Source organism: Gibbsiella dentisursi (genome assembly GCF_039539505.1).
GTDB lineage: Bacteria > Pseudomonadota > Gammaproteobacteria > Enterobacterales > Enterobacteriaceae > Gibbsiella > Gibbsiella quercinecans.
The window spans coordinates 516,996-539,092 of the sequence record NZ_BAABDG010000007.1 but is presented as its reverse complement, the minus strand read 5'-3'; the positions used below and the strand labels follow the sequence as shown (position 1 = coordinate 539,092).

General features: G+C 57.5%; 22 protein-coding genes. 11 read left to right on the top strand and 11 right to left on the bottom strand.

All coding sequences use genetic code 11. The annotated features are described in order from the left end of the window. Nucleotides 1-170: 170 nt before the first annotated feature. From ABFX35_RS16695 to tssD, 3 genes are read right to left on the bottom strand one after another with little or no spacing between them, the layout of a single operon-like run. Nucleotides 171-638, bottom strand: a complete 468-nt coding sequence (locus tag ABFX35_RS16695; protein ID WP_279024003.1) for a hypothetical protein — start codon at nt 636-638, stop codon at nt 171-173. After that, a complete protein-coding gene (locus ABFX35_RS16690; protein ID WP_279024005.1) occupies nt 635-997 on the bottom strand; it encodes a tlde1 domain-containing protein in 363 nt (120 codons plus the stop codon). The genes ABFX35_RS16695 and ABFX35_RS16690 overlap by 4 nt, the downstream gene beginning before the upstream one ends. An 11-nt stretch (nt 998-1,008) precedes the next feature. After that, nucleotides 1,009-1,500, bottom strand: coding sequence for a type VI secretion system tube protein TssD (gene tssD, locus ABFX35_RS16685; protein WP_279024007.1), 492 nt, complete (start codon nt 1,498-1,500; stop codon nt 1,009-1,011). 598 nt (nt 1,501-2,098) lie between these two features. Here tssD and upp point away from each other — a divergent pair. The 3 genes from upp (at nt 2,099) to ABFX35_RS16670 (ending at nt 5,076) form a co-directional block, all read left to right on the top strand. Then, nucleotides 2,099-2,725, top strand: a complete 627-nt coding sequence (gene upp / locus ABFX35_RS16680; RefSeq protein WP_095847760.1) for a uracil phosphoribosyltransferase — start codon at nt 2,099-2,101, stop codon at nt 2,723-2,725. A gap of 134 nt (nt 2,726-2,859) precedes the next feature. Further along, nucleotides 2,860-4,149, top strand: coding sequence for a uracil permease (gene uraA, locus ABFX35_RS16675; RefSeq protein WP_279024009.1), 1,290 nt, complete (start codon nt 2,860-2,862; stop codon nt 4,147-4,149). Between the two features lie 276 nt (nt 4,150-4,425). Next, nucleotides 4,426-5,076: a DUF421 domain-containing protein gene (locus tag ABFX35_RS16670; protein WP_095847762.1), complete on the top strand. Its 651-nt coding sequence runs from the start codon at nt 4,426-4,428 to the stop codon at nt 5,074-5,076. Between the two features lie 118 nt (nt 5,077-5,194). Here the strand turns inward: ABFX35_RS16670 and ABFX35_RS16665 are convergent, their stop codons facing one another. Together ABFX35_RS16665 and ABFX35_RS16660 are read right to left on the bottom strand one after the other, a co-directional pair. Continuing rightward, nucleotides 5,195-5,443, bottom strand: a complete 249-nt coding sequence (locus ABFX35_RS16665; RefSeq protein WP_095847764.1) for a GlsB/YeaQ/YmgE family stress response membrane protein — start codon at nt 5,441-5,443, stop codon at nt 5,195-5,197. A 109-nt stretch (nt 5,444-5,552) separates the two neighbouring features. Further along, entirely contained in the window at nt 5,553-6,074 is a 522-nt protein-coding gene (locus ABFX35_RS16660; protein ID WP_121525924.1) for an E3 ubiquitin--protein ligase, read from the bottom strand. 237 nt (nt 6,075-6,311) lie between these two features. On the opposite strand from ABFX35_RS16660, the gene hda reads away from it, so the two are divergent. Beyond that, nucleotides 6,312-7,013: a DnaA inactivator Hda gene (gene hda / locus ABFX35_RS16655; protein WP_095847766.1), complete on the top strand. Its 702-nt coding sequence runs from the start codon at nt 6,312-6,314 to the stop codon at nt 7,011-7,013. A gap of 39 nt (nt 7,014-7,052) precedes the next feature. On the opposite strand, the gene arsC is transcribed toward hda, so the two are convergent. Together arsC and bepA are read right to left on the bottom strand one after the other, a co-directional pair. Further along, nucleotides 7,053-7,409, bottom strand: coding sequence for an arsenate reductase (glutaredoxin) (gene arsC / locus ABFX35_RS16650; RefSeq protein WP_346082220.1), 357 nt, complete (start codon nt 7,407-7,409; stop codon nt 7,053-7,055). A 23-nt stretch (nt 7,410-7,432) separates the two neighbouring features. Continuing rightward, on the bottom strand, nt 7,433-8,902 hold the full coding sequence (bepA, locus tag ABFX35_RS16645; RefSeq protein ID WP_095847768.1) for a beta-barrel assembly-enhancing protease: 1,470 nt from the start codon (nt 8,900-8,902) through the stop codon (nt 7,433-7,435). A 363-nt stretch (nt 8,903-9,265) separates the two neighbouring features. On the opposite strand from bepA, the gene ABFX35_RS16640 reads away from it, so the two are divergent. Then, nucleotides 9,266-10,342 carry an AI-2E family transporter gene (locus ABFX35_RS16640; protein ID WP_279024063.1) on the top strand — a complete coding sequence of 359 codons (1,077 nt, stop codon included), beginning with the start codon at nt 9,266-9,268 and terminating at the stop codon, nt 10,340-10,342. Nucleotides 10,343-10,390: 48 nt separating this feature from the next. Here ABFX35_RS16640 and bcp read toward each other — a convergent pair whose 3' ends face one another. Continuing rightward, complete coding sequence (bcp, locus tag ABFX35_RS16635; RefSeq protein WP_279024017.1) at nt 10,391-10,855, bottom strand: thioredoxin-dependent thiol peroxidase; 465 nt, start codon at nt 10,853-10,855, stop codon at nt 10,391-10,393. Between the two features lie 2 nt (nt 10,856-10,857). Then, nucleotides 10,858-11,430, bottom strand: coding sequence for a glycine cleavage system transcriptional repressor (locus ABFX35_RS16630; protein WP_346082219.1), 573 nt, complete (start codon nt 11,428-11,430; stop codon nt 10,858-10,860). Nucleotides 11,431-11,576: 146 nt separating this feature from the next. Between ABFX35_RS16630 and dapA the strand changes: the two genes are divergently transcribed. The 6 genes from dapA (at nt 11,577) to ypfH (ending at nt 18,614) form a co-directional block, all read left to right on the top strand. Further along, the gene (gene dapA / locus ABFX35_RS16625; RefSeq protein WP_279024021.1) at nt 11,577-12,458 is read left to right on the top strand and encodes a 4-hydroxy-tetrahydrodipicolinate synthase; all 882 of its coding nucleotides are present in this window, start codon (nt 11,577-11,579) and stop codon (nt 12,456-12,458) included. 73 nt (nt 12,459-12,531) lie between these two features. Continuing rightward, nucleotides 12,532-13,584, top strand: a complete 1,053-nt coding sequence (gene bamC / locus ABFX35_RS16620; protein WP_279024023.1) for an outer membrane protein assembly factor BamC — start codon at nt 12,532-12,534, stop codon at nt 13,582-13,584. 193 nt (nt 13,585-13,777) lie between these two features. Beyond that, nucleotides 13,778-14,491 (top strand): phosphoribosylaminoimidazolesuccinocarboxamide synthase, encoded by a 714-nt coding sequence (gene purC, locus ABFX35_RS16615; protein WP_095847774.1) that lies wholly within the window; start codon nt 13,778-13,780, stop codon nt 14,489-14,491. A 254-nt stretch (nt 14,492-14,745) separates the two neighbouring features. Continuing rightward, complete coding sequence (ypfJ, locus tag ABFX35_RS16610) at nt 14,746-15,609, top strand: KPN_02809 family neutral zinc metallopeptidase (protein ID WP_279024027.1); 864 nt, start codon at nt 14,746-14,748, stop codon at nt 15,607-15,609. A gap of 164 nt (nt 15,610-15,773) precedes the next feature. Continuing rightward, entirely contained in the window at nt 15,774-17,786 is a 2,013-nt protein-coding gene (locus tag ABFX35_RS16605; protein WP_346082218.1) for a tRNA(Met) cytidine acetyltransferase TmcA, read from the top strand. Between the two features lie 141 nt (nt 17,787-17,927). Beyond that, nucleotides 17,928-18,614 carry an esterase gene (gene ypfH, locus ABFX35_RS16600; RefSeq protein WP_346082217.1) on the top strand — a complete coding sequence of 229 codons (687 nt, stop codon included), beginning with the start codon at nt 17,928-17,930 and terminating at the stop codon, nt 18,612-18,614. Nucleotides 18,615-18,629: 15 nt separating this feature from the next. Here ypfH and ABFX35_RS16595 read toward each other — a convergent pair whose 3' ends face one another. Together ABFX35_RS16595 and ABFX35_RS16590 are read right to left on the bottom strand one after the other, a co-directional pair. After that, nucleotides 18,630-19,532, bottom strand: a complete 903-nt coding sequence (locus ABFX35_RS16595; protein ID WP_279024033.1) for a transglutaminase family protein — start codon at nt 19,530-19,532, stop codon at nt 18,630-18,632. Next, the gene (locus ABFX35_RS16590) at nt 19,529-22,018 is read right to left on the bottom strand and encodes a circularly permuted type 2 ATP-grasp protein (protein WP_346082216.1); all 2,490 of its coding nucleotides are present in this window, start codon (nt 22,016-22,018) and stop codon (nt 19,529-19,531) included. Before ABFX35_RS16590 ends, ABFX35_RS16595 begins: the two co-directional genes overlap by 4 nt. Nucleotides 22,019-22,097: the final 79 nt, after the last annotated feature.

Sequence of the window (22,097 nt, the reverse complement as noted above, 5' to 3'; positions counted from 1 at the left end):
CAGCGCAGGCAATCGTTTGCGAGTGGCTTATGCCCTCGGCCGGCTTTTTCGCCTTCTATATCCTTCATACTTCAAGTTGCAGGTATGTTGGCTTGGTTACTCGGCCCCTCCCTGGGCCTCGCCCCTTTGTCCGCAGTCTGACCTGGCATCAGCCAGGTTTGTTCTGCGGATTACTTTGTTGGGGTTTGTGCTGTTTCTTGTCTGATCTCGTCAATCACGTCACGCATGTTACTTAGACATTCTGCGGCAGGAGTTCCAGCCTTTTCCAGCACTGGCTCTGCCTTCGCGAAATACTCCTCAACCTTTATCTGATTTGCATGTGTGATTAAAGGTATGCCACATATCATTGATGTGCCGAAACGCTGCTTTAAGGGGTCGGTGCTGATGTCGAGTGATTTGGTTGCGTTAATGACAGATACAGGGTCTTTAATCAGCGCCATGCTAAGAGCTGTCGTCAGTTCCTCTGTGTGCTCAGCGTCGAGGGTATCACCAATATTGTCAATTTTCCCCGGCAATGCATGGAGTGTTTTGTTGTCTGCCCGTTCTATCAGTTGAATATAAACGCTCCATTCTTTTGACGATGCCATGCATGAGGACGAGATAATGCAGGCGATCAGCAAGATGGTTCGCCGAATCATCTTACTACCTCCAGTAACTTATCCGGTGATTGAATGATTTTTGTGCGAATAACCGGCCCAAGTATTATACAGCCCTCAGAGGCGAATCCAGGTACTTTCGGCGGCTTCCTCTCGCCGTGGATACGGAACAGAGAACGTCCATAACTTTCGCCAGATGTTTGCGTCAAAATTATGGTAAATGGCCCCTTTGAATTAGTATGCCCGCCAATATGCCAAGTGCCGCGAGGTATTGGCCCCATACCTTTAACATGCTGCCGATCTGGATTGTTTTTGTTGGTCAGATTCCCCGAATAACCTTTACCGATTAACTTACCGTTATGCCACAGCTCGCCGGTACTTTGGTGGTATATCCATGCCATGTGTTGTTCTCCTATGCCGCGCTGCGCTTTTTCCAGGAATCAGAGTGAATAATATTGCCTTCCAAATATTTCCAGGTGATTTTCTCATACGTCATTTCGAGCACTTCAAGGTGATCGTGACGTTCGTAGTCCGGGTCTTTGACATCTTCCATAAACGGTACGACACAGGTAATACGGGCATTCTCAAGAAGTACGTTAAAATATTCTTCTTCCTGTCCGGCGTAATTAATGCGATAGAATTTAAGCTCGGCGGATTTTAAGCGTTTCCCGGAGGTAACGAACTGATAAAGGTACGGACTGGAAGAATCCAGCGCTTTGGTGAGGATAAAGGGCGCATGTTCGCGAGGTGCCGTTATCTTGCCGGACCGATCATCGGTAGGGAGTGATACGGCATGAGCTAGCGCGGTTATCTCTATGCTTCCCTCGCGTTGGTGTATGTCTACAGAGCCTTTGACGGGGTTTCCACCATCGTCCTTTAACCATAAATAAACAGGTATAGCCATTCAGTGAGTTCCCTTCTCATTATTAGAACGCTAATTGTCACCTTGCATTCCTTTACGGATGAAACATCAAATGATTCTTTATTGATTTAAATCAATAGAATGAGTTTTTTTGATTTTGGTTCAAACAGAAATACGTGGCGTTGGATCTCTGCAATGATTTGGGATCACGGTGATGTAGTCACTGACGAAATCTATACCCAAAATAATTCGAGTTGCAGGACAAAAATGCAAAAGCGTTTTTGAACAGCGCTAGCGCTGGCCCCGAAGGGGTGAGCTCTTAAACGCCACATACTGACCTCAGGTAATGACCGGGAACACTTCGTTGATGTTCGTGGAGAACTCCCGACCGGAAGATTGGCCCAGATAACACGCTACCGCGTGGCGGGCGACAGTGTTTTCTGGATCGCGTGACTCGCCGACGAACAGCGGCCGGAAGACGTTGACCTGGTAATCTTCATCGTCCGTAATTATCTGCGGGGTGATCTATTATTAAAACTTTTGTTGATCCCGATCGGGCTCGCGTGGATGGCACAGCCCCAAAAAGGCGGTATAATCCCGCGATTTTTTGGCCGTCAACCGCCTTAATAGGAGAAAAATGATGAAGATCGTTGAGGTGAAACACCCGCTGGTGAAACATAAGCTGGGCCTGATGCGTGAACATGACATCAGTACCAAACGCTTTCGTGAGCTGGCTTCTGAAGTGGGGAGTTTGCTGACCTATGAAGCGACCGCCGATCTGGAAACCGAGAAGGTGACCATTGAGGGCTGGTGTGGGCCGGTTGAGATTGACCAGATTAAAGGGAAAAAAATTACCGTTGTGCCGATCCTGCGCGCCGGCCTGGGGATGATGGATGGCGTGCTGGAACACGTGCCCAGCGCGCGCATCAGCGTGGTAGGGGTATACCGTAATGAAGAAACCCTGGAACCCGTGCCGTATTTCCAGAAGTTGGTGTCCAATATCGAAGAGCGTATGGCGCTGATCGTCGATCCGATGCTGGCGACCGGCGGCTCAATGATTGCCACCATCGATCTGCTGAAAAAAGCCGGCTGTAACAGCATTAAAGTGCTGGTGCTGGTTGCCGCGCCGGAAGGTATCCGCGCATTGGAAAAAGCGCACCCGGATGTTGAGCTGTACACCGCCGCCATTGACCAGTGTTTGAATGAGAAGGGCTACATCGTGCCGGGCCTGGGCGATGCGGGCGATAAAATATTTGGTACCAAATAACATTTGAGCCGGCGCTGAAGTCGGCTTTTTTTTGCCTGGGCTTTATTGGGCTGGCGCGGGTGCCGGAGGGTATTGCGCCCAGCCTGGTCAGCATGGCATGACTGCAAACACCACCTTCAGAGGAAAAATACACCATGACCCGTCGCGCCATTGGCGTCAGTGAGCGCTTGCCGCTGCTCCAGACTATTCCGCTTAGTTTCCAGCATTTATTCGCCATGTTCGGCGCTACGGTGCTGGTGCCTATCTTGTTCAAGATAAACCCGGCGACGGTACTGCTGTTCAACGGCGTCGGTACGCTGCTGTATCTGTTTATTTGTAAAGGGAAAATCCCCGCTTATTTGGGCTCTAGCTTTGCGTTTATTTCCCCGGTGCTGTTGCTGTTGCCGTTGGGGTATGAGGTGGCGCTGGGCGGCTTTATCATGTGTGGCGTGCTGTTCTGCCTGGTGGCGTTGATCGTGCAGAAGGCCGGCACCGGCTGGCTGGATGTGATCTTCCCGCCGGCGGCGATGGGGGCCATCGTTGCGGTTATCGGCCTGGAATTGGCGGGCGTGGCGGCCAATATGGCCGGGCTGCTGCCGGCGGATGGCGCTTCGGTGGATGGCACCACCATCACTATTTCGATGGTGACGCTGGGCGTCACGGTGCTCGGTTCGGTGCTGTTCCGCGGTTTCCTGGCGATTATCCCGATTTTGATCGGCGTGCTGGTGGGCTATGCGCTGTCGTTTGGCATGGGCGTGGTGGATTTGACGCCGATCCGCGAGGCGCACTGGTTTGCCTTGCCCACTTTCTACACGCCGCGTTTTGAGTGGTTTGCCATTCTGACTATTTTGCCTGCGGCGCTGGTGGTGATTGCCGAGCACATCGGCCATTTGGTGGTGACGGCCAATATCGTTAAAAAAGATCTGATTCGCGATCCGGGGCTGCACCGTTCCATGTTTGCCAACGGTATTTCGACGGTGATTTCCGGTTTCTTCGGCTCCACGCCGAACACCACCTACGGCGAGAATATCGGCGTGATGGCGATTACCAAGGTATATAGCACCTGGGTGATTGGCGGCGCGGCGATTTTGGCGATCCTGCTTTCCTGCATCGGTAAACTGGCGGCGGCGATTCAGGCCATTCCGGTGCCGGTCATGGGCGGCGTATCGCTGCTGCTGTATGGCGTGATTGGCGCTTCCGGTATTCGTGTGCTGATTGAATCCAAGGTGGATTATAACAAGGCGCAGAACCTGATTCTGACCTCGATTATCCTGATTATCGGCGTGAGCGGCGCCAAGGTGCATATCGGCGCCGCCGAGCTGAAAGGCATGGCGCTAGCCACTATTGTGGGTATTGGCCTGAGCCTGCTGTTCAAGGTCATTAGTCTTTTCCGCAAAGAGGAAGAGGTGATTGATGTGCAGGAAGAGCGCGGTATACAGAAGTAAGCGTTAAAAGGGTGGGCTTTGGTTGATATGGCGAGGGTTTCGGTCGCCATAACACCGTAGCCCGCGCCCGATTCAGGGCAGAGCCTGTATGAACCGGGCACATGGGTAACAGGTTATAACTGGCACAGTCAACGATATAGGGAGGTTTACTGTGCCTTGGCCTGAGAGTGTTACCATGCAACGATGCGTTTGCCCGGCTCGCAGGGTATAATCTCAATTTACGGGGAATATTTATCCTGTAATGTAAAGTATGACGGGAATAGGGAGACATCGGGTATGGAATACTACGGCTACGTGCTGATTAAATTTATTATTGGCTTTGCCATTGTTATCGCGCACCTGAATTTTTCAGGCAAAACCCAGCTATCGCAAATGACGCCGGTGGATTTTATCGGCAACTTTGTGCTTGGGGGGATTATCGGCGGGGTTATCTACAGCGACAGCATACCGCTTTATCAATATGTGATTGTGTTGTTCATCGGCGTTCTTCTGATTTCGCTGCTTAATTCTATTAGCAAGCACTGCAACTTTTTCCGCTCGGTGACCATTGGCAATCCGCTGCCGATTATCAAGAATGGCCGTTTTATTATGAATAACATTCTTGAGAAGAAAAATAAGATCGACATTCTCAACGTTTCCTCGCAGTTGCATAGCCAGGGCATTCACGCCTTTCAGGAGATCGTCTATGCGCAGATTGAGCCCAGCGGCCAACTGACGGTGGTGTGTGACGGTACCAAAATGCCCTCGGTGATCGTGATGAAAAGCGGCAAGATCAGAACCTACGAACTGGAAGAAATTGAGAAAAGCGAAGAGTGGCTGCATAAACAATTACAGGATCGCCAGTTAAACCAGGAAGATATTTTTCTTGCCGAATTCTGGGATGGCAAAATTGTGTTTATCCTCAATGACGGGACTATCGTCAGATAACGTGCTGCAACGCCTTGCCGCTATGGCAACGGAAAGATAAGGGGCCGCGGTTGCGGCCCCTGGCGTTTTTAGCCGCTGCGTGCGATCTGCGGCGGCTGATATAATACGGCGGCTAACGTTAGCTGCGGATTTTGCGGTAAACAAACAGCACCACAATGGCACCAATCACCGCTACGATGAAGCTGCCGAAGTTGAAGCCGTCAACTTTACCAAAGCCAAAGAAGGTACTGATATAACCACCGACAACGGCACCGATAACCCCCAGCACCACGGTCATAATGAAACCACCCCCGTCTTTGCCTGGCATAATCCATTTAGCGATAATGCCTGCGATAAGACCAAAAATAATCCAGGAAATAATACCCATTTAACTTCTCCTTGCCGTGAAATACTGACATACCCGCTATTTACCAACCGCGGAGTTTCGCCGTTCACCCCCCACATCAGGAGTGTGGCTTATACCCGCAGCCGAAAACTTATTGGGCTGCGCTATTCTGCGTGTTTGCTGGTGCCTCTGTCGATGGCGTTGTGTCATTTTGCCCATCTTCAGTTTTTTTCTCGATGCTGCTTTTAATCTGTTCCGTTTTGGCCTTCGCCTGTTCAGTCAGGTTATTGGCACCGCTGATAGCATCATTTTTGATGGTTTTTGCCTGTTCAACCAACGCCTGGCTTTGCTGGCTGGCATCGGTTTTGATGGCAGCGGCTTTGGCTTTGGCATCATCGGTGAGCGCATGCGCATGTTTTTCTGCGTCGCTCTGAATGGCGGAAGCCTTATCTTTCAACTGATCGGCCTGAACCGCCGCTTGTTTCTTGATTTCTTCCGCTTTCGCTTTTGCACTGTCCGTCAATTGGTCGGCCTTTTGCTGTGCGGCGTCAGTGATCTGTTCCGCGCTGTCTTTGGCTTTATCCAGGTTGGCGTCCACTTTGGAAGCATCGTCACAGCCTGCGACCAACAGACCGATAACCGAAGCCAGCAATACTTTATTCCATGAATTCATTCTTAAAATCCTTGCAGTAACCTTGATGATGATCATTGCTTCTTGCTTTTCCATACTAGGACAAATTCGTGACAAAATACAAATTCCCGCAATAAAAGGTTTCGCTTTGGGGGGATTTTTGTCCTGGTCTGCATGTTTTGGCTACTATTCCACCATAAAATCCTGCCGGTTCATTTGCCGGCGCATTCTGTGATAAACTGGCGGCGTTTTCCTGCCAGTTTTGGTTGAGGTGCTTCTCTGAATACGCCGGCACAGCTTTCACTGCCACTTTATCTGCCCGATGATGAAACTTTCGCCAGTTTTTATCCGGGTGAGAACCCATCCCTATTAGCTGCGATCCAGTCCGCCGTCCGCCAGGAGCATGGCAGTTATATTTATTTCTGGTCGCGTGAGGGCGGGGGGCGTAGCCATTTGCTGCATGCGGCCTGTGCGGAATTGTCGCAGCGCGGTGAAGCGGTGGGCTATGTGCCGCTGGATAAGCGCGCCTATTTCGTGCCTGAAGTGTTAGACGGCATGGAGCAGTTGGCGCTGGTGTGCATCGATAATATCGAATGCATCGCCGGCGACGAAGAGTGGGAAATGGCGATTTTCAACCTCTACAACCGCATTCTGGAAACCGGGCGCACACGCTTGTTTATCACCGGCGATCGCCCGCCGCGCCAGCTTAATCTGCACCTGCCCGATCTGGCCTCGCGCTTGGACTGGGGGCAAATTTACAAGCTTCAGCCGCTCTCCGACGATGAAAAGCTACAGGCGCTGCAACTGCGTTCCAAACTGCGCGGTTTTGAACTGCCGGAGGACGTGGGGCGCTTTTTGCTGAAGCGGCTGGATCGTGAAATGCGCACGCTGTTCATGACGCTGGATCAGCTCGATCGCGCATCAATCACCGCCCAGCGCAAGCTGACCATTCCGTTTGTGAAAGAGATCCTGGGGTTATAACGCCGAAAAATCCGGGCCTGCAGGCGCAGGCCCAATGCCTTAGAGAATCTCCAGCACCTGCTCTGGCGGGCGGCCGATGCGGGCCTGCTTGCCCTTGACCACGATCGGGCGTTCAATCAGCTTCGGGTTTTCCACCATTGCTTGTAGCAACTGTGCTTCACTTAAGCTCTCATCGGCCAACCCCAGCGTTTTGTATCCCTCTTCCTTCTTGCGCATTAGCTCGCGTGCTGAATGCATCCCCAAAGCCTGCAACAGCGTTTTCAATTCAGCCACAGACGGCGGGGTATCAAGATAGCGCACGACGTGGGGGGCAATGCCGCGCTGTTCCAGCAATCCCAAGGTTTCACGGCTTTTGGAACAGCGTGGGTTGTGGTAAATGGTGACGGTGTTATTCATCTGATAATCATTCCTTGTATAAATCAACTGCGCTGATATTGGCGGAAGCGCTGCTGCAATTGGCGCAGTTGGTCAATGCGGGCGTCGTAGCGCGCCTGTTTCAGGCTGCCGAGTTTTTCCAGCGAACTGGCGTTGCTGAGCAGGCCGATGGCCTGATCCAGTTTACCGGTCAGCGCCAGGCTTTCGGCGCGGGCGGAAAGCTCCTCATCGCGCAGCCCCTGCGCGGCGCTGGCCTGCGCCAGCAGATCCCAACCGTTCGGATCGTCCGGGTGGTTGAAGGTGTAGCGGTTGAGGATCCGCGAAGCCTGTGCCGGCTGATTGCCTTCCACGTAGGCGTTGGCCAGGTTGAGCAGCAGCACGGGGTTGTTGCTCTGGGCGGCATTGGCGTTTTGCAGGCGGGCGATGGCCTGTGCGGCGCGTTTCTGGCCTAAATCGATATCGGTGAGCAGATCAAGGTACCAGACGTTTTTCGGATCCTGTGCCAACAGCGGCTGGATAATCGCGCGCGCATTGTCGTATTTCTTCGCGGTGTAGAACAGAATAGCGCGGCCATATTTGGCGGCATTTTGCTGGCGCACGTTGCCCTGGCTGTAGGTGGTGAGCAAATCTTCCGTCAGGCCGTAACCTTCGGCGCTGTACATCCCCATGGCGCGGACTTTGGCCATGTAGTAATCCTGTGTGGATTGAACCAGATGGCGCGGCATCTGGTTGGCGCGGTTGCGCGCGTCGGAAAGCCGGCTATCCGGCAATGGGTGGGTCAGCAGCATCTCCGGGGGCTTGGAGGCGTAGCGCGATTGATCGGAAAGCTTTTGCAGGAAGTCGGGCATCGCCTGCGGATCAAACCCGGCGCGTTCCAGCACCTGCAGGCCGATGCGGTCGGCCTCCTGTTCGTTGGCCTGGGTAAAACTGATGATCCCTTGCTGGGTACCGGCGATGGTGCCGCTGAGCGCCGCCATGCCGGCCGCCGGATTGGCCATCGCCAGCAAAATGGAGCCGAGTGCGCCAACCCAAGTCAGCGGGGCATTGCGCTGTTGATCTTCCATGGCGCGCGCCAGGTGGCGCTGGGTCACGTGCGAGATTTCGTGCGCCAACACCGAGGCCAGCTGGCTTTCATTGTCGGTAACCCGCAGCAGGGCGGAGTGCAACACCACGTTGCCGCCGAAGAAGGCAAAGGCGTTGATTTCATCATTGCGCACCAGATAAAAATGGAACGGAGTGCGCACAGAATAGGCGCTGGCCACCAGGCGGTTGCCCAGTTGGTTGATGTACTGCAGCAGTAACGGATCGTTGATCAGCGGCGCGCTGGCGCGCAACTGCCGCACGTAAAAATCGCCCATCGCCAGCTCTTGCCCGATGCTGAGGGTGCTACCGGCGGTGGTGCCCATGTCCGGCAATTGATCCGGCGCCTGGGCGTTTGCCGGCGCGAGCGCGCTGGTGCTGGCGGCGCCCAGCAACAGTACTGCGATCGCTGTTTTGGTCAACCGGGTGATCATAGTCTGGGATATCCTTCGTTATGCCGTGTGTCAACGTTCTGCCTGCATGCCAGGGCTTTATTATCAAAAGCCTGTTTTGCCGACAGATAGCGGCGTAGTGCCTTCACATCATAGCCAGCCGTGGGCCACAATGAAACGTTTACCCCGGCTTTTCATTCCACAATGTGCGGCGGGGCAATGGGCACGGCGCCGTTTGCCGCCGGCCTGGGGCGCGGCCAATCAGCGTGGCGTGCGGCTTTTTGCCAGGGGCTTGATTCTTTGCGTTACATCCGCCGGGCGGCGGGGGATAATCTGTCTGGCATGATGCACCGCGCAGGCCGCCTGCCTGCCCCTCTTACCGTCGTTCTCAAGGAGCACTCTCTGATGCTGGAGATGTTATTACAGTGGTATCGCCGCCGTTTTACCGATCCACAGGCCATTGCGCTATTGGTGATTTTAGTGGCCGGGTTTTGCATCCTCTATTTTCTGCACGGCATCCTGACACCGCTGCTGGTGGCTATTGTGCTGGCCTATCTGCTGGAGTGGCCGACCGCGCGCCTGCAGCGCCTGGGGTGTTCGCGCACCTGGGCGGCCAGTATGGTGCTGATTGTGTTCGGCGGCGTGGTGATGCTGCTGGTGTTCGTGGTGGCGCCCACCGCCTGGCAGCAGGGCATCAATCTGATGGGCGATATGCCCGGCATGCTTAACCAGTTCTACCACTATGCCGCCACGCTGCCCAAGCGCTACCCGGCGTTGATGGATGCCGGCATTATCGACATGATGGCTGAGAATTTGCGCACCCGCCTGTCAGGCATGGGCGAGTCGGTGGTGAAGTTCTCTCTGGCTTCGCTGGTGGGGTTATTGGCGCTGGCTATCTACCTGGTGCTGGTGCCGCTGATGGTGTTCTTCCTGCTGAAAGACAAAGAGCAGATGATCAACGCGGTGCGCCGCGTGCTGCCGCGTAACCGTGGCCTGGCGGGCCAGGTGTGGGTAGAGATGAACCAGCAGATCACCAACTATATTCGCGGCAAGGTGCTGGAAATGGTGATTGTGGGCGTGGCCACCTATCTGGTGTTCGTGATCCTGGACATGCGCTATTCGTTGCTGCTGGCGGTGCTGGTGGGGATTTCGGTGCTGATCCCCTACGTGGGGGCGGTGCTGGTTACCATCCCGGTGGTGGTGGTGGCGATGTTCCAGTGGGGCGTCGGGCCGGATTTCTGGACGCTGATCGTCGCCTACCTGGTGGTGCAGGGGTTAGACGGCAACCTGCTGGTGCCGATTTTATTCTCCGAGGCGGTCAATCTGCACCCACTGGTGATTATTATGTCGGTGATCGTGTTCGGCGGGCTATGGGGGTTCTGGGGCGTGTTTTTCGCTATCCCGCTGGCCACGTTGGTGAAAGCGGTGATCCATGCCTGGCCGGACGATATGCTGGTGGATATGCAGGGCAATGATAAGTAAGGCGATGGCGCAAGCGCAGCGGTGGCTGCGCTTGCGAAATATCAGGGCTTACTGCTGTAGGTAGTTCAGAACGACATCGTGATGGTTGGTGGTCTTGAAATCGTCAAACACTTTCTCGATCTTACCGTTGGCGCCAATCAGGAAACTGATGCGGTGAATGCCATCATAGGTTTTCCCCATAAAGGTTTTTTCACCCCAAACGCCAAACTGCTCGGCTACCTGATGGTTTTCATCTGATAGCAGCGTAAAGTTAAGCAGTTCCTTTTCGGCAAAGCGCGACAGCTTTTCGGGTTTATCGGTGCTGATGCCAAGGACTTCGACACCGGCCTTTTTCAGATCGTCCATGTTATCCCGCAGGCCGCAGGCTTGTACGGTGCAGCCCGGCGTCATCGCCTTAGGGTAAAAGTAGACCAGTACGCGTTGTCCCTGGAAGTCGGCCAAATTAATTTCCTCGCCATCCTGATCGGGCAAACTAAATTTTGGCGCTATATCACCGGCTTTCAATGGGCTCATCACTACTCTCCATCTTTCTCGTCATGCTGTGGATAGTTCACTATGCTAATACTGCCTTGTGCATTCAGTTCTGTACATAGGCGATGAAAAGCTTGCTCAATATTTGCGGTATCCGGGTTACCGGCCGGGCTATGGGCGGTAATCTGGATATACAGCTGCGGCGGCAGGCCGCCTTCGGCCGGCTGCGTGCGCGAAACCAGCTCGGCGATGTTCATCTGGCTGGCGTGGAACAGGCCGGTAAAGCGCTCGATGATGTGCGGCGAGTCTTTGACTTCAACCTGCACCCAGACAGAAGCCGGCATCGGCGGCCTGGCCTGCGCGGTTGTGCGCTTCATCACAATAAGCAGATCCAGCTCCGCGCCTTTTTGCGCCAGCGTGGATTCGATCAGCGTAATGGCGTTCCAACTGCCGGAAAGCAGCATGATAAAGGTGAATTCTTCACCCAGCATGGCCAGACGACTATCCTCGATATTGCATCCGCAACTGCTGACGTGGCGGGTGATAGTGTTGACGATACCGGGACGGTCTGCACCGAGCGCGGTAATCACGAGATAGTGTTCATCTGGCTTAGGCAAAATTGGGGCTTCCTGTCGTGCATTGTGAGTTTCCCATGGTAAACATAAAAAAAACCGCCTGCCAAGCGCTTAGCGCGCCTTGTTTACTTGCTTTTGGATAGGTAGCAAAAGTACCATGAGTCACCTGTTTGTGGAGGGGATGGCTAATGTTTACGGGAAGTATTGTTGCACTGGTTACGCCGATGGACGACAAAGGTGCCGTTGATTGTGCGAGCCTAAAAAAACTGATTGATTATCATGTAGCCAGCGGAACCTCGGCTATCGTATCCGTAGGGACTACCGGCGAGTCTGCAACGCTTGCCCATGATGAGCATGCCGATGTGGTGTTGAGAACGCTGGAGCTGGCCGCCGGCCGCATTCCGGTGATCGCCGGTACCGGCGCCAACGCCACCGCAGAAGCAATTTCACTGACCCAGCGCTTTGAGGGCACGGGCGTTGTGGGCTGCCTGACGGTCACGCCTTACTACAATAAGCCGACCCAGGAAGGGCTGTTTCAGCACTTCAAAGCCATTGCGGAAAGCACCGAACTGCCGCAGATTCTCTATAATGTGCCTTCCCGTACCGGCTGCGACATGCTGCCGCCAACGGTAGCGCGCCTGGCCAAACTCAAAAATATTGTTGCGATTAAAGAGGCCACGGGGAACTTAAGCCGCGTTAGTCAGATCCAAGAGCTGGTTGATGATAAAGACTTCATTCTGCTGAGCGGCGACGACGCCAGCGGTCTGGACTTTATGCAACTGGGCGGCAAAGGGGTTATTTCCGTCACGGCCAACGTGGCCGCGCGTGAAATGGCACAGCTTTGCCGGCTGGCGGCCGAAGGCAACTTCGCCGAGGCGCGCCGTTTGAATCAGCGCTTGATGCCGTTGCATCAGGATTTGTTTGTAGAAGCAAACCCAATTCCTGTTAAGTGGGCCTGTAAGGCATTGGGATTGATGGCAACCGATACGATGCGTCTGCCGATGACGCCGTTGACCGAAACTGCCCGTCCGGTAGTGGAGCGTGCGCTGAAAAGCGCCGGTTTGCTATAGCCTCATTAACGGGGGCCGCCGCCATGGTTGCGGCTGCCTCACGTTACGGGGATATCACTCTTAGGGAGATTTGATGATCTATTCATTGCAAAAGTCGACGGTAGCAAAAGTCGTGGGTATTTCGCTGGTGATGATGCTGGCGGCCTGTACCAGCGACCAGCGGTACAAACGCCAGGTCAGCGGCGATGAGTCCTACCTCGATGCGGCGCCGCTAAAAACGATTAACGCGCCCGCCGGTATGATCCTGCCGGTGCAGAACGGCAATTATGACGTCCCGTCGGCCCGCAGCACCGGGCAGCTTGGCAAGCAGTTGGATATCCGGCCGCCGGTGCAGCCGCTGGCCTTGTTGAGCGGCTCCCGTGCGCAATACACCGCGGACAGCGGTACGCTGTTGTTGGAAAACAGCCCGCAAAACCAGAACCTGTGGTCGCGCGTGGTGGGCATCTTGCAGAGCAAGAACATCGCGATCGCCTCCCGTCAGGATGGCGCGCAGACGCTAACCACCGATTGGGTGAAATGGAACCGTCTGGATGAAGACAACCAGTACGAAGGCCGTTACCAGATCACCGTGCAGCAGCAGGGTTATCAGCAGGCGCTGATCGTGAAGTCTGTCGGCCTGCAGCAGCAGGGTAAAACGGAGCCGGTGGCCGATGCGACCGAAATCCAGCGTTATAACGGCATGATGATGAACACCATCGTTGAAGGCCTGGATAAGCTGGACAATCAGGCCAACAACCAAACCGCTCACCGCTTCGGCGCGCTGGACGTGCAAAGCGGCGCGGATGAAACCGGCCTGCCGCTGCTGATCGTACGTGCGCCGTACACGGTCGTTTGGGATCGTCTGCCGCCGGCGTTGGAAAAAGTCGGCATGCGCGTTGGCGATCGTAGCCGTCCGCAAGGCACCGTCGCCGTCACTTACAAATCCCTGAGCAGCGGCGACTGGAGTGCCCTGGGCACGTCCGATCCTGAACTGCGCGAAGGCGATTACAAACTGCAGGTCGGCGATTTGAATAACCGCACCAGCTTGCAGTTCATCGACAGTAAAGGGAAACCGTTAACCCAGGCGCAAAATGACGCTCTGGTGGCGGCGTTCCAGACTGCGTTTCGCCAAACCAGCGCGAAATAAATCAAAAAAGGGGCTGCGGCCCCTTTTTGTTTCGCCTGGACGGTATCGTTTGCGTGGCAGGTTTGGCACAATAGTGGGCCTAAGCGCGAAAGAATTTGTTGGTTCAAGTCTTATACTCAACAGGTTTCAGGCCATGGCCTGAAGATGCGGGGTATATCTGTCACAGAGTGTCACATCACTGGAGTAAGTTAAGATGCAAAAGCTAGCTGAGTTGTATCGCGGAAAGGCAAAAACCGTCTACACCACTGAAAACCCCGATCTGCTGGTGCTGGAATTCCGTAATGATACGTCAGCACTGGATGGTCAACGCATTGAGCAGTTCGATCGCAAAGGCATGGTGAACAACAAGTTCAACCACTTCATCATGAGCAAGCTGGAGGAAGCGGGTATCCCCACCCAGATGGAGCGCCTGCTGTCTGATAATGAAGTGCTGGTTAAAAAGCTGGATATGGTGCCGGTGGAGTGTGTGATCCGTAACCGTGCGGCCGGTTCTCTGGTGAAACGTTTAGGGGTGGAAGAGGGCATGGTGCTGAACCCGCCGCTGTTCGATCTGTTCCTGAAAAACGACGCCATGCACGATCCGATGGTCAACGAATCCTACTGCGAAACCTTCGGTTGGGTGAGCAAAACGCACCTGGCGCGCATGCGTGAGCTGAGCTACAAAGCTAACGACGTGCTGAGCAAGCTGTTTGACGATGCCGGGCTGATCCTGGTTGATTTCAAACTGGAGTTTGGCCTGTTCAACGGTGAAGTAGTGCTGGGTGACGAATTCTCCCCAGACGGCAGCCGCCTGTGGGACAAAAACACCCTGGACAAAATGGACAAAGACCGTTTCCGCCAGAGCCTGGGCGGCCTGATCGAAGCCTATGAAGAAGTGGCGCGCCGCATCGGCGTGAAGCTTGACTAGGCTGTGTCCCGTAATAGTGCGTGAGTGCCGCTGGCGGTCATTGGGCTGCGCATCAAGGCGCAAGCCGTGCAGTTTGGCGAGCCCAAATAAACGGCCAGCCTAACACCCCTTTTCGTTACGGGGTGCCGCCGCCGGCGCGCCCCGCTACTCTGCTTGCCTGCTTTTCCAGAAAAATTCTGCCTTTTCTTTGCCGCCATGCATTTATAATGAATGCGGTTCCCTGTGATTATGACTATTTACTCTGGAGTTTAGCTATGCGTTGGCAAGGGCGTCGCGAAAGCGACAATGTTGAGGATCGTCGCGGGCAGTCTTCCGGTATTGGCGGCGGCGGGCTGCGCGTGCCGGTTGGCGGCAAGGGCGGCCTGGTTATTCTGGTGGTGGTGCTGGTGGCCGGTTATTACGGTATCGATCTAACGCCGCTGTTGAACGGCGGGGATGTCACTACCACGCAAAGCCAGCAAAGCACCTCGATCAGCCCGAAAGATGATGAACTGGCGAAGTTTACCTCGGTGGTGCTGGCCTCGACCGAGGACAACTGGAAAGAAGTCTTCCAAAAGATGGGCAAAACCTATCAACCGCCCAGGTTGGTGATGTATCGTGGCGCTACCCGAACCAACTGCGGCACCGGCCAGGCGGCGATGGGGCCGTTCTATTGCCCGGCCGACAGTACGGTGTATATCGATCTGTCGTTCTATCAGGACATGAAAAACAAACTGGGCGCCGGCGGTGATTTCGCCCAGGCGTATGTGGTGGCGCATGAAGTTGGCCACCATGTGCAAAACTTGTTGGGGATTGAGCGCCAGGTGCGTCAGGAACAGCAAGGGGCTTCGCAGGCCGAGGTTAACCGCCTGTCGGTGAAGATGGAACTGCAGGCCGACTGTTTTGCCGGCGTGTGGGGGCAATATGCCGAGAAGCAGCAGATGCTGGAAGAAGGGGATCTGCAGGAAGCGCTGAATGCGGCGCAGGCGATCGGCGACGATCGTTTGCAACAGCAAAGTCAGGGGCGCGTAGTGCCGGACAGCTTTACCCACGGCACGTCGCAGCAGCGTTATACCTGGTTTAAACGCGGCTTCGACAGCGGCGATCCTGGCCAGTGCAATACCTTCGCTAGCCGCTGATTCCAGGCTGTGTCCCGTAGTAATCGTGCCCTAAAGCCCGCCCTCTGCCTTGATGATGGGCTTTGGACGCAACGACGGCACCACGACCTATTGCGGGACACAACCTCGCGTAATGCCGGTGTTTGCCACCGGCATTTTCTTTTCGTATCCGGATTCTGATTCTGATGCTACAGGTGATGCAACAAGCCATGCGCCGGCAGGGTATCCGGCGGCTGTTGGTGCTAAGCGGTGAGGCACAGTGGTGCCGCGCCCAGGCGCAGCAACTGGCGGCAGAGATGCCCGGCGACTGGCAGTGGATCGGCGCGGTGGCGCCGGCCGGCGTGCAGCCGCTGGCGCCGCGTGCGGTGCATACCTTGCTGGGGCAAGAGCGGTTGCATGCGGTCTTTGACGCCGGTGAAGGGTTGGACGTGGAGGCGCTGGCGCAATTGGCCGGCACGCTGCGCGCCGGCAGTTGGCTGTTGTTGCTGGTGCCGCCCTGGGAACAATGGGCGCAGTTGCCCGATGGCGATAGCCTGCGCTGGGGCGATTGCGCCCAGCCGATCGCCACGGCGCATTTTATCTCGCACTTGCAGCGGCAGTTGCAGGCGGATGGCGAAGTGGCTATTTGGCGCCAGGGGCAGCAGCCGGCGCTGCCTGCCTTGCCGGCCAGGCCGGATTGGCAGCCGCCGGCCGGTACGCCAACGGCGGAACAACAGGCCATTTTGCGCCGCCTGCACGGTGCGCAACGGGGCATCTGGGTGCTGACCGCTGCGCGCGGCCGCGGCAAGTCGACGGTGGCCGGCATGCTGATGGCCGGCACGGCGGAAGCGTGTTGGATCACCGGGCCAAGCCGCGCCGCTGCCGAAGTGGCCTGTGAGTGGGCGCAGGGGCGGGCGCACTTCTGGGCGCCGGATGCGCTGCTGGCGCACTGCCTGGCCCACGGGCCCGGGGCGGCGGGCTGGCTGCTGGTGGATGAGGCGGCGGCCATCCCCGGCCCGCTGCTGCAGGCGTTGGTGCGTTATTTCCCGCGGGTGCTGCTGACTACCACGGTGCAGGGGTACGAAGGCACCGGACGCGGCTTTTTGCTGAAGTTCTGCGCCGAACTGCCGCAGTGGCAGGCGCTGGCGCTGCAACAGCCGATGCGCTGGGCGCCGGGGGATGCGTTGGAGCGGGCGATCGATAACGCGCTGTTGTTCAACGAACCGCCGCCATGGTCGCCGGCGGCGGAGACCATCGTTTATTCGCCGTTGACGCAGGCCGAGCTGTGCGCCGATCCGCAACGGTTAACCCAGTTTTATGCGCTGCTTTGCAGCGCGCACTATCGCACTTCACCGTTGGATCTACGCCGCCTGATGGATGCGCCGGGCATGCATTTCAGCGTGGCTACGGCGGCGGCCAGCGTGGTGGGGGCGTTATGGCTGGTGGAGGAAGGAGGGCTGGATGCGGCGCTGGCGCATGAGGTGTGGGCTGGCCGGCGGCGGCCGCGCGGCAACCTGGTGGTGCAATCGCTGGCGGCGCACGGCGGGCTATGGTGGGCGCCGACGCTGCGTTCGCGGCGTATTACGCGCATCGCCATATTGCCCGCGCTGCGCCGCCAGGGGATCGCTCGCGCGCTGGTACGTCAACAGTGCCGGCGGGGCGAGGGGCTGGATTTTATTTCGGTCAGCTTTGGCTATACCGCACCGCTGTGGCGGTTTTGGCAAGCCTGCGGTTTTGAACTGGTGCGAATTGGCAGCCAGCGGGAAGCCAGCAGCGGCTGCTATACCGCGATGGCGATGCTGCCGCTTAGTGAGCAGGGCGTGCAACTGTGCCAGGCGGCGCACAAACAGTTGGTGCGCAACTGGCGCTGGCTGCGCCAGCGGATCGAGGTGGATCTGGAACTGCCCGGCGATGACGGCGATCCGGCACTGGCCGAAGAGGATTGGCGCGAACTGGCGGGCTTTGCCTTTGCCCATCGGCCGCTGGAGGCCAGCCTGGGGGCGCTGCAGCGCCTGCTGCTGATTGGCGAACACTCGATGCCGGCGCTATACGCCCATCTGCAGCAACAGTTGCCGGTGACGCAATGCATCGCCCGGTTCGGGTTGAGCGGCCATAAGGCGTTGCTGCGCCGCTGGCGGCAAGAGGTGGAGCAGGCACTGCGGCAACTGAACCCGGAACACTGCCAGTATTGGCAGCGCTGGAGCCAGTCGTTGCAATAAATGGAAAGACTTGTTCAATAAAACCCGATTTTCCTGCGATCGCTGCGGCGTATAGTGGTTTACAGCCGCCGGGCCAGGGTGCCCGGCTAACCTTTTGGCGTAGCGCGGCCATTGAGCGCAGCCGGATCTAAGGAGCCACTGATGAAACATGAATACGTCGTAGTCCAAAACCCAACGGTACCGGCCGAACAGCTGTTTCTGTTGTATCACGGCGTGGGCGACAACCCTGCTTCGATGGCGGAGATCGGCCGTTATTTCGCCGAAGCCTTCCCACGTGCACAGGTGGTCAGCGTCGGCAGCCCGGCTGCCGGGCAGGACAGTGGCCGCCAGTGGTTCTCGCCGCAGGATATCACCGAAGAAAACCGCGTCGAGCGCGTGGCGCAGGCGATGCCGGCGTTTATCGGCAGCGTTCGCGACTGGCAGCAGCGCAGCGGCGTGGGCTATGCGGCGACGGCGCTGGTGGGGTTCTCGCAGGGGGCGATCATGGTGCTGGAAGCGCTGAAAGCCGAAGCCAAACTGGCCGGGCGCGCGGTGGCCTTCGGCGGGCGCTTTGCCGCCCTGCCGGAACGGGGGCTGGGCGATAGCGTGGTGCACCTGATCCACGGCGCCGACGACGCGACGATTAGCGCCGAACACGCCCAGGCGGCGGCACAGCGCCTGCGGACACACGGCTGCGACTTTACGCTGGATGTCGAAGCAGGCGTGGGGCATGCCATTAATCAGGGCATGATGGACAGCGCGCTGGAGCGCCTGCACTTTTATGTGCCGCAGCGCTACTGGGATGAAGCCCTGGCGGGCAAGCGCGGCGAGCTGATCGCTTTCCGCTGACGCCGCCGCGCGGCGTTACTGCGGCATAACGGTAACCTGCACTTCCAGCGTGTGCGCACCGCCGCCGAAGATAATGCCGTGCATCGGGCTGACGTCGCCGAAATCCCGCCCCCAGGCGACGGTAACGTGCTGCGTATCCGGCAGCAGGTTGTTGGTCGGATCGATATCCACCCAGCCGTAAGGCGGGCAAAACACGGAAACCCAGGCGTGGGAAGCATCCGCGCCGATCATCCGCGCTTGCCCCGGCGGCGGCTGGGTCAGAATGTAGCCGCTGACGTAGCGCGCCGCCAGCCCAATCGCGCGCAGGCAGGCGATCTGCAAATGGGCGAAATCCTGGCAGACCCCTTTCTTTTCCTGCAGCACGGTTTCCACCGGCGTGGCGATCGTGGTGGCGGTGGGATCAAAGCTAAAGTCGGTAAAAATGCGCTCGTTAAATTCCAACAGGGCTGCCAGCAACGGCCGGTTTGGCGTAAAGCTTGGCATGGCATAGCGGCTTAGCGCGTTATCGATCGGGATAAACGGCGAAGGGAACAGGAACTGGATCGGATCGAGCATTTCTGTGCCCCCGGCGGCGAGCTGTTGGCAAACCCGCTCCCAGGGCAGGCTTTCTTGCGGCGCATATTGCGCCGTGTGCGGCAGCACGCAGACTTCAGAATCCACCCGCACGCTGAGGCGAGTATGCGGCATATGCAGCGCGAACTGCGCCAGATGGTTGCCAAAAAAATCGTTCAGTTCAAACCATTCATCCGGCAGCGGATCCACCTGTATTCGGACGCTATCGCACTGCTGCCAGGCCAGGTTACGCGGCGATAGCCGCAGCAACTGGCGCGATTGGGATACCGGCAGGCTGTATTGATATTCGGTCACGTGGCTGACGCTATAACGGCAGCCGCCGTTGGCGAGGGGCGTCTGGCTCATTCTTCATTCCCGATGCTGTAGTGGGGGCCATGGCTGAAAAACCGCTGGCTGAGCCGATCGGACAGCGTATCCAGCGCTTCGCGTAGCGTTGCAACAAGCGCCGGCAGACGGCCTTCTTCGGCCAGCCGGTGGTCATCCAGGCCGGCAATCTGCTGGGGTAATTCAAAGAGCGTGCCGTCGGTAAACGGCCCAAACTGCGCACTCAGCTTCTGCAAATAGTCCACCAGCCCTTTGAGCAGGAACATCAGCGCGCGCGGGTTTTCCTGGTTGGTGACCAACAGCGGCAGGGCGGTTGCCAGCTCCGGGCGCTGCGAGTAACGGGAGCGGTAGGTGATGATGCTGTCGCTCAGTTCCAGCCACCATTCCAGATCCGCCTGGCGGATTGTGTCTTCTTCCAGCACCAGCGTCAGCATCTGGCTGACGTGCTGCAGGCGCTCAAGGCGGCGGCCGATACTGAGGAAGCGCCAGCCCACATCACGCGTCATGCCATCCAGCGCAAAGCCTGAAAGCGCCATCATATAGCCGATAGCCTGATCCAGCACCGCCAGCGCTTCCGCCAGGTTCCAGCGCTGTGCCTGATGATGCTGTTCCAGCTCTTTCGCCAGCCGATTGAGCACCCGCCAGTTATCCAATGACAGCCGTTCACGCAGGTTAAAACCGATACGCAGCAGTTGTTGCAGCGTGCCGGCAAAGCCGTGGGGCACTTCTGGATTAAACAGCGCATCCAGCAGCAGGGCGTTCAATTGCTGCGGCGGCAAGGTATCAAGCGGTTGCTCGCTGTCGTCCGGCAGCAGGCCATAGTGCTGGCACAACTGCATCACCGCCGCGTGCTGGGCCTCGCTGCCTTCGTCTTCATCCAGCCGCAGCGTGAAGGTAGTGCGCAACAGACGGGCGATGTTATCGCAGCGCTCGGTATAGCGGCCCAGCCAGAACAGGTTTTCAATGGTGCGGGTCGACAGCGTGTGGCTGGCCGGCGGCAACGCCTGCGGCGCCACGTTCAACTGCGGCGTCGGGGATGAAGGCGGCGCCAGCACCCAGGTGTCTTTACTGCCGCCCCCTTGCTGCATGGTGACGATCTGGCGGCTGTTGGGGCCGGAGATGCGCGTCAGCCCACCGGGCATAACGCGATAGCCGTCCGGGCTGGCGACGGCAAACACCCGCAGACAGGTGGCGTGGTTATGTAACTGGTAGGGCGGCCGCGGCGACAGCCCGGGCGCCTGCGACAGGCTGATCGACTCTTGGGCCACATAGTTATACGGGCGCGCGCGGATGCGCTGTTTCAAGTGGGCCAACTCATCACTGCTTAAATCGCCGCCGGTGCAGGTTTTGATGCGTAGCTGCGGGAAAGCCCCTTTGATAATCAGGTTGGGCAGGTTATCCAGTACGGTTTCCAGCGCGGCGCTCTCTCCGCACCACCAGGAGGCGACGGACGGCAGCAGCAGCGGTTGGCCGAGCACCTGTTCACACAGTTTGGGTAAAAAACCGTACAGCGCACCGGTTTCGATCAGGCTGGAGCCGAGCGCATTGGCGATCAGCACCTGGCCCTCGCGCGCCGCCTGCATCAGGCCGGGGATGCCCAGCGAAGAATCGGGGCGAGCCTCGAGCGGATCGCAGAAGTCGTCATCCTGGCGGCGCAGAATGACGTGTACGCGCTGCAGGCCTTCCAGCGTTTTCAGCCAGACGCAGCCTTGGGAAACCATCAAATCCTGCCCTTCCACCAGCGGGAAGCCCAGGTGCCGTGCCAGATAGGCGTGTTCGAAATAGGTTTCGTTATAGGGGCCGGGAGTCAGCACCACAATGCGCGGCGTGCCGCCTTCGCCGGCGCTGCTCGGCGCCCAGTGGAGCAGGCTTTGTTGCAGCGTGCGGAAAAAGGTATTCAGGCGCCGAACCTTCAGATCGCGGAACTGTTCCGGGAAAGCGCGGGAGATCACCGTGCGGTTTTCCAGTGCGTAGCCGGCGCCGGAGGGCGCCTGGGCGCGATCGGAAATCGCCCACCAGCGGCCGTCGGCCGAACGCGCCAGATCGACGGCGTACAGGTGTAGGTAAACGTTATCCGGGCAGGGAATGCCGTGGGCCGGGCGCAGGAAGCCGGCGTGCCCATGCACCAGCGCCGGCGGCAGCAGGCCGTCGCGCAGCAGCGTTTGGCCGCCGTAGACGTCGGCCAGGATACGGTTCATCAGCTCGGCGCGCTGCATAATGCCGGACTCAATCTGCTGCCATTCGTCGTGCGCAATGATCTGCGGCAGCAGATCCAGCTCCCAGGGGCGTTTAACCCCCTGCGGATCGGCATAAACGTTGTAGGTCACGCCATTTTCGAAGATCTGGCGCGCCACATGGTTCAGGCGGCTTTGCAGCTGTTCATCGGGGTAGGCGTGCAGCTCATCGGCAAAGCGTTGCCAGTGTGGACGAAAATGACCATCAGCGGCAAACAGCTCGTCATAGTGCGCGTCCGAGTACTGGTAGCGGGTAAAAAGTGATTGCGGCATAGAGGTTACTTTCCCGTTTTCCTTAGGCTTTTGCACCAGGCAACGCCTGATTGCCGCCAGCCGACCTGTTCCCGGTTTC

Coding starts and splice junctions, on each gene's coding strand:
- ABFX35_RS16695 (WP_279024003.1), bottom strand. CDS start 638: ATGATTCGGCGAACCATCTTGCTGATCGCCTGCATTATCTCGTCCTCA.
- ABFX35_RS16690 (WP_279024005.1), bottom strand. CDS start 997: ATGGCATGGATATACCACCAAAGTACCGGCGAGCTGTGGCATAACGGT.
- tssD (WP_279024007.1), bottom strand. CDS start 1,500: ATGGCTATACCTGTTTATTTATGGTTAAAGGACGATGGTGGAAACCCC.
- upp (WP_095847760.1), top strand. CDS start 2,099: ATGAAGATCGTTGAGGTGAAACACCCGCTGGTGAAACATAAGCTGGGC.
- uraA (WP_279024009.1), top strand. CDS start 2,860: ATGACCCGTCGCGCCATTGGCGTCAGTGAGCGCTTGCCGCTGCTCCAG.
- ABFX35_RS16670 (WP_095847762.1), top strand. CDS start 4,426: ATGGAATACTACGGCTACGTGCTGATTAAATTTATTATTGGCTTTGCC.
- ABFX35_RS16665 (WP_095847764.1), bottom strand. CDS start 5,443: ATGGGTATTATTTCCTGGATTATTTTTGGTCTTATCGCAGGCATTATC.
- ABFX35_RS16660 (WP_121525924.1), bottom strand. CDS start 6,074: ATGAATTCATGGAATAAAGTATTGCTGGCTTCGGTTATCGGTCTGTTG.
- arsC (WP_346082220.1), bottom strand. CDS start 7,409: ATGAATAACACCGTCACCATTTACCACAACCCACGCTGTTCCAAAAGC.
- bepA (WP_095847768.1), bottom strand. CDS start 8,902: ATGATCACCCGGTTGACCAAAACAGCGATCGCAGTACTGTTGCTGGGC.
- ABFX35_RS16640 (WP_279024063.1), top strand. CDS start 9,266: ATGCTGGAGATGTTATTACAGTGGTATCGCCGCCGTTTTACCGATCCA.
- bcp (WP_279024017.1), bottom strand. CDS start 10,855: ATGAGCCCATTGAAAGCCGGTGATATAGCGCCAAAATTTAGTTTGCCC.
- dapA (WP_279024021.1), top strand. CDS start 11,577: ATGTTTACGGGAAGTATTGTTGCACTGGTTACGCCGATGGACGACAAA.
- bamC (WP_279024023.1), top strand. CDS start 12,532: ATGATCTATTCATTGCAAAAGTCGACGGTAGCAAAAGTCGTGGGTATT.
- purC (WP_095847774.1), top strand. CDS start 13,778: ATGCAAAAGCTAGCTGAGTTGTATCGCGGAAAGGCAAAAACCGTCTAC.
- ypfJ (WP_279024027.1), top strand. CDS start 14,746: ATGCGTTGGCAAGGGCGTCGCGAAAGCGACAATGTTGAGGATCGTCGC.
- ABFX35_RS16605 (WP_346082218.1), top strand. CDS start 15,774: ATGCTACAGGTGATGCAACAAGCCATGCGCCGGCAGGGTATCCGGCGG.
- ypfH (WP_346082217.1), top strand. CDS start 17,928: ATGAAACATGAATACGTCGTAGTCCAAAACCCAACGGTACCGGCCGAA.
- ABFX35_RS16595 (WP_279024033.1), bottom strand. CDS start 19,532: ATGAGCCAGACGCCCCTCGCCAACGGCGGCTGCCGTTATAGCGTCAGC.
- ABFX35_RS16590 (WP_346082216.1), bottom strand. CDS start 22,018: ATGCCGCAATCACTTTTTACCCGCTACCAGTACTCGGACGCGCACTAT.